Annotated in this window: 14 protein-coding genes; 3 read left to right on the top strand and 11 right to left on the bottom strand. The window is 57.2% G+C overall.

Annotated features, from left to right (window positions below; all coding sequences use genetic code 11):
• Positions 1-11: 11 nt before the first annotated feature.
• Both VI215_04785 and VI215_04790 read left to right on the top strand, forming a co-directional pair.
• A complete protein-coding gene (locus VI215_04785) occupies positions 12-1040 on the top strand; it encodes a glycoside hydrolase family 130 protein (protein ID HEY6191627.1) in 1029 nt (342 codons plus the stop codon).
• Positions 1037-2635, top strand: a complete 1599-nt coding sequence (locus VI215_04790) for a T9SS type A sorting domain-containing protein (GenBank protein ID HEY6191628.1) — start codon at positions 1037-1039, stop codon at positions 2633-2635. Before VI215_04785 ends, VI215_04790 begins: the two co-directional genes overlap by 4 nt.
• Here the strand turns inward: VI215_04790 and VI215_04795 are convergent.
• From VI215_04795 to VI215_04835, 9 genes are all read right to left on the bottom strand, one after another.
• The gene (locus VI215_04795) at positions 2625-3044 is read right to left on the bottom strand and encodes a hypothetical protein (protein HEY6191629.1); all 420 of its coding nucleotides are present in this window, start codon (positions 3042-3044) and stop codon (positions 2625-2627) included. The two genes, VI215_04790 and VI215_04795, sit on opposite strands and share 11 nt — an antisense overlap.
• A gap of 31 nt (positions 3045-3075) precedes the next feature.
• Positions 3076-4527 (bottom strand): HAMP domain-containing sensor histidine kinase, encoded by a 1452-nt coding sequence (locus VI215_04800; protein HEY6191630.1) that lies wholly within the window; start codon positions 4525-4527, stop codon positions 3076-3078.
• A 9-nt stretch (positions 4528-4536) separates the two neighbouring features.
• Complete coding sequence (locus VI215_04805) at positions 4537-6123, bottom strand: N-acetylmuramoyl-L-alanine amidase (protein HEY6191631.1); 1587 nt, start codon at positions 6121-6123, stop codon at positions 4537-4539.
• A gap of 2 nt (positions 6124-6125) precedes the next feature.
• Positions 6126-6623 (bottom strand): YajQ family cyclic di-GMP-binding protein, encoded by a 498-nt coding sequence (locus tag VI215_04810; protein HEY6191632.1) that lies wholly within the window; start codon positions 6621-6623, stop codon positions 6126-6128.
• A 156-nt stretch (positions 6624-6779) separates the two neighbouring features.
• Complete coding sequence (locus VI215_04815; GenBank protein HEY6191633.1) at positions 6780-6926, bottom strand: hypothetical protein; 147 nt, start codon at positions 6924-6926, stop codon at positions 6780-6782.
• A 54-nt stretch (positions 6927-6980) separates the two neighbouring features.
• On the bottom strand, positions 6981-8123 hold the full coding sequence (locus VI215_04820) for a saccharopine dehydrogenase C-terminal domain-containing protein (protein ID HEY6191634.1): 1143 nt from the start codon (positions 8121-8123) through the stop codon (positions 6981-6983).
• A 13-nt stretch (positions 8124-8136) separates the two neighbouring features.
• The gene (locus VI215_04825; GenBank protein HEY6191635.1) at positions 8137-8730 is read right to left on the bottom strand and encodes an N-glycosylase/DNA lyase; all 594 of its coding nucleotides are present in this window, start codon (positions 8728-8730) and stop codon (positions 8137-8139) included.
• 41 nt (positions 8731-8771) lie between these two features.
• The gene (locus tag VI215_04830; protein ID HEY6191636.1) at positions 8772-9659 is read right to left on the bottom strand and encodes an A/G-specific adenine glycosylase; all 888 of its coding nucleotides are present in this window, start codon (positions 9657-9659) and stop codon (positions 8772-8774) included.
• A gap of 34 nt (positions 9660-9693) precedes the next feature.
• Positions 9694-10098, bottom strand: coding sequence for a (deoxy)nucleoside triphosphate pyrophosphohydrolase (locus VI215_04835; GenBank protein HEY6191637.1), 405 nt, complete (start codon positions 10096-10098; stop codon positions 9694-9696).
• 270 nt (positions 10099-10368) lie between these two features.
• Between VI215_04835 and thyX the strand changes: the two genes are divergently transcribed.
• Positions 10369-11244, top strand: coding sequence for an FAD-dependent thymidylate synthase (thyX, locus tag VI215_04840; protein ID HEY6191638.1), 876 nt, complete (start codon positions 10369-10371; stop codon positions 11242-11244).
• 13 nt (positions 11245-11257) lie between these two features.
• Here the strand turns inward: thyX and arfB are convergent, their stop codons facing one another.
• Positions 11258-11680, bottom strand: coding sequence for an alternative ribosome rescue aminoacyl-tRNA hydrolase ArfB (gene arfB, locus VI215_04845; GenBank protein HEY6191639.1), 423 nt, complete (start codon positions 11678-11680; stop codon positions 11258-11260).
• A 78-nt stretch (positions 11681-11758) separates the two neighbouring features.
• A complete protein-coding gene (locus tag VI215_04850) occupies positions 11759-13237 on the bottom strand; it encodes a DUF2779 domain-containing protein (protein HEY6191640.1) in 1479 nt (492 codons plus the stop codon).
• Positions 13238-13260: the final 23 nt, after the last annotated feature.

Here is a 13260-nt window from a genome sequence, read left to right on the forward strand (position 1 = left end):
AGGGGTCAGCGATGAAATTCTTCGAAGAACCGCAGGTCGGGCGGCTCACCTCAAGTCCGGTCATCACGCGATGCGCCAGTAATCCGATCCTCAAAGCGGCCGACGTACCGTACAAATCCGACCTCGTGCTCAACGCCGGCGTAACCAGATTCAAGGGCCGCTACGTCATGGTCTTCCGAAATGATATCCGGACGGACGAATACACCGTCCGGGAGGGAGTTTCGCTCGGGTTGGCCCATAGCGAAGACGGCATCGAGTGGGAGGTTGAGCCGAAGCCGTGCTTTGATAGTTCCTTCGGGGCGGAAAAAGGAGAGTTCATCAACACCTACGACCCCAGACTTACGGTCATCGACGGTCGCTGTTACATGACCTTTGGGATGGATACCCGGCACGGGGTACGGGGAGGAATTGCCGTGACGGACGACTTTGAAAAGTTCGAGGTTCTTTCCGTAGCCGCTCCGGATAACAGGAATTTTGTCCTCTTCCCGGAAAAGATCGGTGGAAAGTATGTTCGGCTCGAGCGCCCGTTTCCCATTTACGGGAGGCCCGGATATCCGGAGCGGTTCGACATCTGGATATCCGATTCGCCCGATCTGGTCTACTGGGGAAATCCTGAACTTCTCCTGGGTGTCGAGGACGTCCCCTTCTCAAATCAGAAGCTCGGCGCCGGACCGCCGCCGGTCAAGACCTCGAAAGGCTGGCTGACCGTTTTTCACGCGAGCGACTTTGACGCGACGCGGGGGAGAGACGGATTCGAGCTCACATGGAAGAAGAGGTATTCCGCGGGCGTGATGTTGCTGGATCTGGCTGATCCCCGGAAGGTGGTCGGCATGAGCAAGAAGCCGCTTCTCGCTCCGGAAGCCCTCTACGAGACGACGGAAGGATACAGGAACAACGTCGTGTTCCCCACAGGGATGATTCTTGAAAAGAATCAGGAAGTCAAGATCTACTATGGGGCCGCAGACACATGCATGTGTCTCGCATCCGCACAACTGCACGATCTGATCGCCCTCTGTTCCAGCCCCAGGACCGGCGATTGAAACGGTGGGTCGGCACGGCGGGTGCGGTTTTCATCCTCCTCTTGCTCTGGCAATCTTCCGGACGGTGTCAACCCGCCTCGTTCAATTATAGCCCCTATCTGTTTGGCGCCCTTCATACGCTCTCGGTTTCGGTGGAGTCGGTGGACACGGTCACAGGCCAGGTACGGGTAAATGGAGTCGATCTGCAGGGACCACGCACGCCGTTCACCTGGAAATGGGGAGACGGGACGGTGACATCCGGATTTTTTCCCCAGGTGCACACGTACGCGGTGAGATCTGCCAACCATATCGTCACGGTTGTTGCGCACTATTCCACGGGAAACACGGACTCAGCCCAATGCCTGGCCCGATTTGTTCCACCGGTGATCATCCCCGTCGCGCTCCCCGGCCTGACGGAAGTGCATGTTCCATCAAGTCAGGTGACTCTCGTGAGCCGGATGGAAGGCTATGGCTTCTCGAGCGCGCTTACGTTTTTCGGGGACAGTTTCTTCGTAACCATTCCAAGGCCGTCGCTTGAGTATGTCTTATCAGCGGCTGCGAGCATTGAGATGGACCTGATAAATGACAATGTCTTTCTTCCGGACGGAGATTTCCACCAGGACGTTCTACGGGATCCATCCGCCGGAGGGGCATACTCAATTTGGTACTCCACCCCGGTGGCCCTGGGAGCAGGGGATGCTATGCTCTCGGGGGCGCCGGATTATTCCTCCCTCTTTCACGAGATGGGGCACAATTTCACTCTGAACTTTCCCGGCAACTATTTCTTCGGGGGGAAGATAGACGGCAACGCAAACGCGATCTATTCGGAAAGCATGGCTCAGATATTTCAGCACAGCTGCGGGTTTGAGATCGTGAACGGATACGAAGCTTACGGATTGAGCAACGACCTCGTGTTCGATATCAAGCAGAGTTTGATTTCATCGATTGGAGTTGTCCGGAAGGGATATGAGGATTATCTGGGAGGCGGCCGGAAATTTGCGAGCTGGAACAATCCTGCGACTCCGGCGGATGAAACTTATGGAACGTTCATGACGATCGCATACGAATTCTGTGCCCAGGCGGAATCGCTCGGAGTCGGCTACCGGGGACCGCTGAAGCGCCTGACGAGTTTCCTGGGCCGGTTTGACACGTCGATGTCGGAAGCGTATGCTCCTCAGGAGAGTACGGCCGCGGCCGACTCGTTCCGCGCGACTCTGATGGGAGCGGCGTTGTCCTATGCGTTCGACAAGGATTTGCGCCCGTTGTTGAGGAGCCTCAATTTTCCAATCGACGATGTTTGGTATGACAATCTGCTCGCGGGTGTTTCCGGAGTCGATGAAACTCTGAAGCCTTTGGATTTCGCCCTGGGTCAAAATTATCCGAATCCGTTCAACCCTTCGACTCTTATCGGCTACGAGATCGGCGAGAGATCGCGGGTCTCTCTGATCATTTATGATCTGCTCGGAAGACAGGCCGGGATGCTGGTGAGTGACGTGCAGTCGCCCGGTCATTATCGGGTGACGTTTAACGCGTCGGGATTGCCAAGCGGTGTGTACTTCTACAGGTTAATAGCAGGGAGAAATGTACAAGTGAAAAAGATGGCAGTTATGAGGTAATCTCCCGCGAATTGGGCGCTGCCGTCGAAGTTCGCTTCGTTCGAATTTCATACAGCTTTCCCCCCGTTAATGTCGTCGGAAGCGACAGCGCAGCGCCGAGTATTCCATACCAGATCGGTCCCGCCTGAGGCTTGAGAATCGTACCTGCAAGCCAGAAAATTGTTCCAAGAATTCCGATGATCCAGACAGATTTCTTCGCGTTGTCTCTCGCGATCATCGCTGCCACATAGGCGCCGAATATTTGAAACACGGCGCGATAGGCGCTCGCCAGGAGCACCAGCCCCGTATCGGTGAAGGGTTCGCCGTACGGCGGAAAGATCTTGGCCGCTTCCAACGCAAAATCGACACCGGTTGACAACGCCGCGGTAATGATGAATGCGGCCAGTATCGACAGGATCAGTCGGGTCATGGAAGAACCTTTCCTGAGATTGGAATAATCTTCATCCCGGTATCGACACCACGAAGGTGGTGCCCTTCCCCGGTTCGCTCTGAACCTCTATAGTCCCCCCGTGCTGATCGACGATCCGTTTTGTGATCGCCAGGCCGAGACCCGTCCCCTTCTTTTTTCCCGCGGTCACAAACGCTTCAAACATCCTGTCGCGAATCTCGGGCGGGATGCCGTTGCCGCTATCGGTGATCGTGAACCTGATCGTGCCGTCGTGACGATCGACGGTCAGGTGCAACTCTCCCCCTTGCGGCATCGCATCCTGGGCGTTGTTGATGATATTCACCAGAGCCCGGTGGAGTCTTTCCGCATCGAACGTGGCGTTGCCGGAGCAATTGTTCCTGACGTGCAGCCGGACCCGGGCGTGTTCAAGGTTCACCTTCACGCTGTCGACGAGCAGTGTGACGAAATCCCCCACCGGCGTGTCAGACTTGTTCAGATGAGTCTCGCCGCGCGAGAAATCCAGCAATTCCTGCGCCATGGTGACCATTTTCCGGATGGCGTCATGAATCATCCGGTACCAGAGCTGTGTCTTCTCGGGTGTGAACCCCTTGCCGTGCTCCAGCGATTCGATCGCGAGGTTGATCGTGCTCATCGGAGTCCGGAAATCGTGCACGATCGAACTCGCCATCTGCCCGATGGTCGATAATCGCTCCGAGTGAATCAGATCGTCCTGGGTTTTCTTCAAGCGCAGCCGCATGGTATCGAATGCGGTGCTCAATTCGCCCAGCTCGTCGCTCGAGGTGTTGTCCGACAGGCTTCGCTCAAGATTGCCGCTTCCGATCGATTTTGTGGCCTCGACAAGCGTCTTCAGTCTCCGTGCGATCAAGAGGCGGTAGATAAGGAGGCTGAGGATGATTCCGACAACCGTGAAAGCGAGGAACACCCCGAAGGAGCGGATCCAGTTTCTCTGAATCGATTGTGTGATCCGCGTGAGAGATATATTCATCGCCGCGACGCCCAGCACGTGGCCCTGCTGCACGGCATGACATTGCTGGCAGCGGGCCACCGCTTTGAACGGGACGAGGGCGCTGAACGAGTCGCCCTCGCGGCGGTAGACGGTCTCGTTGATGCCGCAGACCTCCTCCTGAGAGTGCGCCCGGGCCTGCATCTCTCTCTTCCGCAAGCGCTCGGTGCGCTCTTCCGACTGATACATCTCCCGGAGGTGGAGGCTGTCGGTCATGAAGCAAATATGAAGGCTGTCCAGGTCGCCCCCGCTGCTGAGCCGCTGAAGATATTCGTCGTCGATCCGTTCGCGGGTCACCATCTGTTCGACGAGCGATTTGCGGATCAGTTCGGCGTAGGTCTGCGCGGAGGCCTGCGCCTGCTCGAGCATGTCGCGTTCCTGGTAGAGATTATTGAGGAAGGCGCTCGTGCCCACTGCGAGAAAAAGGAGGGGGAGGATCGTGAAGAGGAGCTTGGTCGATATGCGGTAATTCTTCAGCATGGGGGTCTCTTATTGGGGATCCGCCCCGGGGTCCTTCCCCTCTTCCAGAGACTTTTCATACTCGCGCTTGTACCGCTTGACGGCGTTGAAGATCGACTCCGCGATGCGCTGCTGCCCCTTGTCGCTGTTCAGGATCTTTTCGTCGTGCCTGTTGGAGAGGTACGCGGTTTCGACCAGCACGTTCGGCATCGAAGCGCCCACAAGGACGTAGAAGCCCGCCTGCTTGACGCCGTTATTGTCGAGGCCTGTTCCCTTCCCCATCTCGTGGTGAAGGATATCCGCAAACTGCTCGCTGTACTTGACGTAGGCGCTCTGGGCCATCGTGAGCAGAATGAAATTCTCCTCGGTCAGCTTCTGATATCTCTGCTCGTATCCCTGTTCGTACTTGACCACCGCGTTTTCGCGCTCGGCGATCCGGAGCGCATTCTCGGTTTTTCCGGGCCGGAGCAGGTAGATCTCGAACCCGTTCGTCGGACTTGGCTTTCGGGCCATCGAGTTGCAATGGATGCTGATGAAGAGCTTCCCGCCCGCCTGGTTCGCGATCTGCCCCCTCCGGTCCAGCTCGACAAAATGATCCGTCGTGCGGGTGTAGACCACGCGTACATCCCGCAGGTTCCGCTCGATGAGACGCCCGAGTTTCAGCGCGACTGCCAGCGTGATATCCTTTTCCTTCACGCGGCTCACCCCGAGCGCGCCGGGGTCTTCCCCTCCGTGCCCGGCATCGATGACGAGCACGTCGAGCTTCCAGCGGTTCCGCTCGCGCTGGAGATTACCCCCGACGTCCCGTGTCTTCCGCGCTGCGATCTCCTCTTCGGTCGGGCGGTGGAGGGCGATCAGAAGGTCGTCGCTCCCCTCCGCGGGGATCAGCTCGGCGCTCTTTATTTCTCCCTTCAGCTTGAACGTCAGCTGGACAGAGGTCGGAGATTGAAACACGAGCACCTTCTTAAGAATCCCGTTCGGCCGGAAGCCTTCGATGGAGGCGACGTCCGCCCGCCCGTCGGCAAGGGTCACATAAACCCACGTGTCGCTGCCGATCGGTTTGCACCAGGTTTCGGCGTTCGGAAGCCTCTTCGAACACTGGAGCCGGATGAGATCCCCGTTCGATTTCTGTTCGAATGAGACCGAGGAGATGTCGAAGGGTGAAATCCTCACAAGCCGGCCGACGTCGATTTCCCGGCGAGATGGGTTGAAGGTCACATTCTCACGCATGATGTCGTCGAAGACCGGGATGAACTCGGCGATCGGCACATAGAACGCGCCCGCGGGCTGGAGGACGTTCTTTTGAAGTTGCAGCAGGTTTGCGTTGCGCTTTTCGTCGAGGATCGTGATGAAGGGGTTGTCGGGGGTCAGGACGATCGTAAATTGCTTTGCGCTCAGTTCGAGGCGTCCCGTCTCCGCGTTAAAGATGGACCTGAGCTCGAACGCCCTCGCAAGATCGCCGACGGAGCAATAGAGTGTCTGGCCGGTGGTGATGGCTGCGATCCTCGTATTCCGGGCGGGCGCCTGATTGAAAATCACGGGGACCGATTCCTGGGCCCGGGAGAGAAGAGGGACGATCAGGAGAAGAAGGAGGCACAGCCGCCGGCAGGTCGGCATCGCTACCGGTAATTCTGAAACTGGACGGCGAACGAGAGGTTTGCCGCGCGTACAAGCGCCATGATCGCCTGGAGGTCGTCCTTGCTTTTACCGCTCACGCGCACCTGCGCATCCATGATCTGCGCCTGGACCTTCAATTTCGAATCCTTGATCATCTTGAGGATCAACTTTGCGTTTTCTTTTTCGATCCCGTTTTGCAGCTTGATCACCCGCCTGACGGTCCCACCGGCCGCGGGCTCGATCTCCCCGTACGTCAACGCCTTGAGGGGGACGCCGCGTTTCACGAATTTCGACTGAAGGATGTCGACCACCGCCTTCATCCTGAAATCGTCGTCGGAGATCAGGACGATCTCAAACTCCTTCGGTTTGAGCTCGAGGGAGGACTTGGAGCCCTTGAAGTCGTACCGTTGAATGATTTCCTTGCGCGCCTGGTTAAGGGCATTGTCGACTTCCTGCAGGTCGACGATCGAGACGATGTCGAATGAGCTGGTGTCTGCCATAGACTTTAACTCGGGTTATTCGTGTTGTTGGTCTTTAATTTGTTTGTCATCCTGAGGGAGCGTAGCGACCGAAGGATCTTCTAGTTCGACTCGCCAGATCCTTCGCTGCGCTCAGGATGACAGGCGGTAGCCGCAGCCTTCAGGCTGCGGTCCTCTTCATCCAAGCGTCGAGAAGAACGCCCTGAGGAAGATCACACACAACCTCAGACGCGGAAACGACGTCTCGACATCAAAGCGGTTATGAATTTCGCGCTGAGTCGCGGGGTCTTTCGTAACGATGGTGACTGATAACGGGCGTTTCATAGGTTGCTCCGGCGACTTCTCGTCAAAAGTTCAACAATCAACTGTGGCTCTTCATCAGGAAAGGGACTCTGCGATCACGATATTCCGCGCTCTCAGCTCTTTGAGAAAGGGCTCGAGCGGTACGCACTGTTCGGGCGGCTGAACGCCCCGCGCCGTGATTGTCCCTCCGGCCGCCATTTGCGCGATGATCGAAGTCGGGAATGCGGTCGTCCGCATCATCGACGTCATTTTCTCCTTTTCATCATAATAATCTACCATCTCATACGCAAGTGCCTTCCGCTCCTTGCCCATCGATCCCTTGATCGTCACGCGCGTGAGGACCACATCCGGACCGTTGGAGGGAAGCCTGCGCCGGAGCATCTCTTCGAACATCTCGCGGGCTGTCCGGAAATTGGGCCCCGCCATGATCGGCTCCGAACTCGCAAACCCGAGGTCGAGAAGCAGCTTGAACTTTTCGCAATGCCCCGTGTACCGGATGGTCTTGTAATCGAGATGCTTCGCCTTCCCGGCAAACATCCTGGTCAGCGTTGAGATGCCGCCCGAGGTGTTGAACGCTTCCAGCTTGCCGAACGGCGCCGGAAACTCCAACTCTTCGAGGTCGAGCATCGAGTCGACGCTCTTGAGTTGCCCGTCCCGGAGGACCTCCGCCGGCTCGATATACTCGTTGATCAACCCCTCGGGGGAGAAGACGAGCTGGTAGTTGAGCGGGGGACGGGGGTGAAGGGGCAACCCTCCGACTCGTATATGGATCTCGTCGACGGAGCTGAAACGGGCCGCGCCCCCGGCTGCGATGACGCACGCCATTCCGGGTGCAAGACCGCAATTCGGGATGATGCACACGCCGGCAGCCTTCGCTTCCTTATCGAGCGCCATCTGTCGATAGACCACATCCATATTTCCGCCGAGGTCGCAGAAATGGATGCCGGCCCGGATTGCGGCTTCGGTAAGGCCGACATTGTGCCCGTAGCTCGTCGCTCCGACGGCGACCGCGACTCGTTTCATCGTTTCGACGACCCGGTCGGGCGACCGTGTGTCGAGCTGAACGGGTTCGACATTCTTGCCGATTCTCCCGGCAACCTCTCTCGCGCGCTCCAGGTTGATGTCGGCGAGTATCACCCGCTCCACGCCCCCGGACCTGGCAAGGTCGTGTGCGAGAGCGCTGCCCATCCTTCCCGATCCGATCACGAGCGCATTCATCGATGGTCCGTTGTCATTTTAATATTTCTCCCGTTTCCATGCTCCAGAAAAGGAGATCCAATTCATCCATTGAGATTTCGATGTCGCGCGCAAAGGCCAGGAACCGTTTCTCTATCGCCTTGTATCTCTTGGGCGTGAGACTGACGGGAATGCGGCGGATCACCCCGAATCGGACGAGGTTTTTCAGGATATGCCGGTCGAGGATCGCCAAATCACGGTGCCCCACGTTCCGCAAAAAATGCGAAGCCTCTTTCCATCCCATGCCCCGCACATTCTTCACGAGCCATTCCCGGAGTTCGACGCTCGTACTCCCGTTCGAGAGATGCTGTGCCACGATCCCGTACTTCTCTCTGATCTCGAGAAGGCTTTTCGCCTTGGTCTTGTGAAAGCGGATATAATAGTCTTCCCGGTGGAGAAGCGGCTCCGGGTCGAACGCACGGTTTTGAAGGTCGGATTCCCGAAGCGCCAGCACCGCTCTTCCCGCATTCACCGCGCTCGATTGGGGAGTGAGGAGGCAATAGACGAGTTCGTAGAAATACTCGTGCCGGGGTACGTTCGCGAAATCGGCAAGCCGGCTCCGGATCGCAGATCGCCGTGTTGCGAACATTCCCCGAAGTTCGTCGGGGGAAGATTTAGTGGGGCGCTTTTTCATTCGTTCGACAGTGAGACTCTCAAATTGCCCGGTGACCGGACGGCCAGAACGATTCCGTCTTCCGTGAGCCGGTCGACCAGTTCTGTCAACCAGCCAACTTCCTGCGGAGCGAAATCGGGTTTAATTGCTTTTCCCAGTTCATGGAGGGACATTGACCGCCCCCCGTTTGTATTGCGCAACGCCTCGACCATTCTGCCCCGCCAGAGCCGCCGTGGAATTCCATTGTACGACGGCTCGGGCTTTCCCACATGAACTTTTGCCCGCCGGAGAGGTGCTACTTCCAGATGGGCGGATGAGCAATACTCCCTCACAGGGCAGCGGGCGCATCCGGGCTTTCCCGCAGTGCAGATTGTCGATCCGAGCTCCATAACCGACTGGTTCCAGGACCAGGCATCCCGGGGTATGATTCGCCCTGCGAGGTCCCAGACGGCCTCCGGGTCTTTCCGCTCCGACGAATCCTTCATCCGCCAGAAGAGACGTGAGAACAGGCGGTGTATATTCACATCCACGACAGGAACACTCTTTCGGAATGCAAAACAGGCCACCGCGTGAGCCGTATACCGGCCGATTCCCGGAAGCAGGTCGAGTTGTTCAGGATCCTCCGGCAACCGGCCCCGGTGATCATCGACGACTTCACGCGCAAGATCGCGGAGGCGGACGGCCCGATTGTTATAACCCATCCCGCGCCATGCGCGAATCACATCTCCCGTAGTGGACTTTGCGAGCGCGCCGAGCGTCGGATAGTACTTCAAAAATCCCGGCAGTTTTTCCTCGACACGGGCAGCCTGCGTCTGCTGCAGCATGATTTCCGAGACGAGGATCGTGTAGGGGTCGGTCGTGCGCCGCCAGAGAAAACTCCGGCCGTTCCGACGGTACCATTGCAAGATTCGACGCCGGACCGGGGAAACGCTTTTTGGGCTACGCGGGGCCAAAGTGATCGGCCAATTTTCGGACTACGTCCCGGTTGCCCTCGAGAATGTCATACTGCTCGAGCTCCGTCAGTGGAACCCACTGCCACCGCGCGAAGACTTTGTTGACAATCTCTCCGGAGAAGCCCTTGACGAGATAGTAAAAGACGTGATAGGAGCCGCTGTCGGGGTAGACCGCCTGCTGGTGATGGAAAAGGGTTCCGATCTCAGCGGCGATGCCCAGTTCCTCGCGCAGCTCCCGCCGCAGGCACTCTTCTAGGGGCTCGTTATTCTCGAGTTTGCCCCCCGGGAACTCCCACTTGAGCGCATATCTGGCGGTTTGAGTCCGCTGGCAGAGGAGTACGCGGCGGGAATGGGATGTCGATCCGTTCTGGAGGATAATGCCGACCGCCACCTTAATCATGACGAAAAGATAGCGAAACTTGGATGGAAATACAACGAACCCTATGGAAGGGCGGTGCCTCTTTTTGGCCGTCTATCTCCCCACCTCGTCATGCTGACATGCTTTAGGTCAGCATCTTCCAACTCTTTTAGAAAGATCCCGACCTGAAACATGCCGGGATGACGGTAAAAGATGAAAACACGACACAACTGAAGAAAGAGTCGTGGACTTTTTCTCATGATATACGTACATTCATCATCACACTTCGCACCGGCACAACAGATGGGTCATGTAACCAATCCGCTCGCTGAACAGATCATGGACAAGGAGTTCAAATGCCTCAACGCGGGCTTTGTCCGCCTCGTCGACTATATGGGCGGAGACGAATCGATCGTGCAGGCGGCCCGCGTCTCCTACGGGAAGGGGACGAAGAGCGTCAACGAAGACCGGGGATTGATCCGGTACCTGATGCGCCACATGCACACCACTCCCTTCGAGATGGTCGAGCTGAAATTCCACATCAAGCTTCCGATCTTTGTGGCGCGCCAGTGGATCAGGCACAGGACCGCGAATGTCAACGAGTATTCCGGCCGGTATTCAGTGATGAAGGATGAGTTCTATATTCCGGAGCCGGTTGCGATCCACCGGCAGAGCCGGCGGAACAAGCAGGGACGCGGCGACGAGGTCCCGGCGGAGCTTCGCGAGAAGGTGCTCGAGATTCTCGTTTCCGCCCAGGGTAAAACGTACGGGCAGTATTCGAAGATGCTTGAGGACGATATCGCGCGGGAGCTCGCACGGATCCATCTTCCCCTTTCACTCTATACGGAGTGGTACTGGAAGATCGATCTTCACAACCTGTTCCACTTTCTTCATCTCCGGATGGATGCGCACGCGCAGTATGAAATCCGGATTTACGGTGAGGCGGTAGCTGAGATCACGAAGAAAATCGTGCCCGTGGCATGGGAAGCGTTCGAGGATTACGTCCTGAAAGCAGGAAGATTCTCCCGGCTGGAGCTTGATGTGCTTCTGGGAAAGGTCGATACCTCCTGCCTGACGGCTGAATACCTCGAAACGAAGGGATTAAAAGGGAGGGAAGCGGAGGAGTTCCTGGAGAAGCTCAAAGGGATGGAGAAGGAGGTTGGTAGCCGCAGCCTTTAGGCTGCGTTAAATTCTATTCTACGTATTTCCGAAGTTGCTTCAGCCTTCCCCGCCGTTTCTTCGCTTCGAGACGTTTCTCTCTGTCCTGCCTGGGAATCTTCGTGGGAACTCTCTTCTTCACCGGTTTCAGTGCTGCGCCGATCAATTCCTTGAACCGTTCCATCGCCTCCACGCGGTTTCGCCACTGGCTGCGGGAATCCTGTTCCACGATCTTCAATACCCCGTCAGAGTCTATACGGGATTGTAACCTTGTCATGATGTGCCGGCGCTGAGCCTCGGAAAGGCTCGGCGAGCGCCCCACATCGAACAGCAGCTCGACCTTCGTTTCGACCTTGTTCACGTTCTGACCGCCGTGCCCCCCGCTCCGCGCAAATCTGAAGCTCAATTCCGAGTACGGAATCTCCAGCCGGTCGTTTATGGTGATGATAGTGTCCATTGTCATCGTGCAGATCTGAATCCCGCAAGCTGAAGCTTGCGGCTACCGATACCGCATCATGGTCGGTAGGCGCGACCTTCAGGTCGCGTTCACCAACTTGCCCAGCTCGTTCAGAACCGAGATCATCGCAATCGTATCGTACCCGCAGTAATCCTCGAGCTGCTTCCGGATCGATGCACGGTCGCCATCGGCGACAGCCGTGTATGTGACCCGCAGATATTCCCTTGAAGCTGCACCCCCATCAGCGATCGGCATTCCCTCGTAGCCTTTCCCGGTGAGACTCGGGAGGACGGCCTTGAGGGAGGCGGAGCCCTCCTGCTCCGGGTTGTAGTAGGAGAACGTCCGGAACGGGATCAAAAGGTCGACAATACGTTCCTCCAGAGCCGCATACCATGGAGCAAATTCGGTAAATACTTCGGAAGCCTCCCGAAGCACCCCCTTCTCGAACGACGAATTGTATGCGACGATGGATCCGGTCTCACCCAGAAGATTCTTCAGGTTGCCCAGGATCGTCGGACGCGGGTCCGATGCACCGTCGGCAAGAAATCCATAATGCACCGGAGGGTCCCCCGGTGACTTTTGGACGTGAAGAGAGTACTGAAACGGGAGTTTCTGGTACGGGCGAAGACCGTCGTACAGAGGGATCGCGGTATTGATCGTCTCGAAGTCCAGAAAATAGAGGGGGTAGCGGAGCGTATCGAGGAACGATTTGATCTCCGCGCGATCCACATGGGTTTTCCCGGAGAGGAGCGCCTGCATTTGAATCTGTTGAGGCGGTGTCAGGCTCGCGTCGATAGGGATATCCTTGAGCTTCAGGATTCCGGCGTTGAACCATTCGAATCCCTTGCGGGATCGATTCAGTGTGAAGACGCTATGCTCGGGGAGAAAACCCCAGCAATGGTCTTTGAGAATACACTCATACGGGTCGTCGCACCAGGGGCCGATCGGGATGTCGGGCTGTGCCTTCTGACCGATCACCGCCCGGATCTCGGCGAGATTTCGCGGCACATCCGCCTGCCGGGCCAGCGCTTCCGCAGTTACATCGGAAGAAGCAAACAGTTGTTTGGGGTCGATCTCTCCCTTGCGGACGTATTGGTTGTTGATGTAATACACGACGCACTTGCGAATCTTGAGCCCCGCTCCGGCACAAATATAGTACTGTATCGAGACATCGTTGTAATTGACCTCCTTGACTTCGGTCGAGCTCTTCACTTCGACGAGGTCCCACTCGTCCTCCCCGGCGGGATTCAGGATATCGAAGCGGGCGAAGGCGCCCTGGTACGCGAGACCGGCTTCGAAGAGGGGCACCCTGCGGGCGAGAGCCGACATCGAAAGTTTCTCGATCATGTCGAACTGCCAGGGCTTCGCCTTGATCTCGATTCCGTCCGGAAAGAGTTTCTTCGCGTAGGATCCGACGAGGTGGCCCTGGTCAAAGATCGCTTGCGTGGAAGCGTCGATCGGAGGGATCTGATCCTTGGCGTTGTAGCGGAACCAGATCAGCTTGTGACACTGGAGCCCCTCGAGGTACTTGGATTTGGAGATATAGGATTGTGCCATCCTGCTATAGATACGATATTATA

It is taken from the genome of Bacteroidota bacterium, assembly GCA_036522515.1.
Lineage (GTDB): Bacteria > Bacteroidota > Ignavibacteria > UBA10030 > SZUA-254 > VBOC01.

Excerpts from the sequence above, each read along its gene's own strand:
- VI215_04820 (HEY6191634.1), bottom strand. The coding sequence starts at position 8,123 with ATGAATGCGCTCGTGATCGGATCGGGAAGGATGGGCAGCGCTCTCGCA.
- VI215_04850 (HEY6191640.1), bottom strand. The coding sequence starts at position 13,237 with ATGGCACAATCCTATATCTCCAAATCCAAGTACCTCGAGGGGCTCCAG.
- VI215_04805 (HEY6191631.1), bottom strand. The coding sequence starts at position 6,123 with ATGCCGACCTGCCGGCGGCTGTGCCTCCTTCTTCTCCTGATCGTCCCT.
- VI215_04785 (HEY6191627.1), top strand. The coding sequence starts at position 12 with ATGAAATTCTTCGAAGAACCGCAGGTCGGGCGGCTCACCTCAAGTCCG.
- VI215_04825 (HEY6191635.1), bottom strand. The coding sequence starts at position 8,730 with ATGTTCGCAACACGGCGATCTGCGATCCGGAGCCGGCTTGCCGATTTC.
- VI215_04795 (HEY6191629.1), bottom strand. The coding sequence starts at position 3,044 with ATGACCCGACTGATCCTGTCGATACTGGCCGCATTCATCATTACCGCG.
- VI215_04810 (HEY6191632.1), bottom strand. The coding sequence starts at position 6,623 with ATGGCAGACACCAGCTCATTCGACATCGTCTCGATCGTCGACCTGCAG.
- arfB (HEY6191639.1), bottom strand. The coding sequence starts at position 11,680 with ATGGACACTATCATCACCATAAACGACCGGCTGGAGATTCCGTACTCG.
- VI215_04800 (HEY6191630.1), bottom strand. The coding sequence starts at position 4,527 with ATGCTGAAGAATTACCGCATATCGACCAAGCTCCTCTTCACGATCCTC.
- VI215_04815 (HEY6191633.1), bottom strand. The coding sequence starts at position 6,926 with ATGAAACGCCCGTTATCAGTCACCATCGTTACGAAAGACCCCGCGACT.
- thyX (HEY6191638.1), top strand. The coding sequence starts at position 10,369 with ATGGGTCATGTAACCAATCCGCTCGCTGAACAGATCATGGACAAGGAG.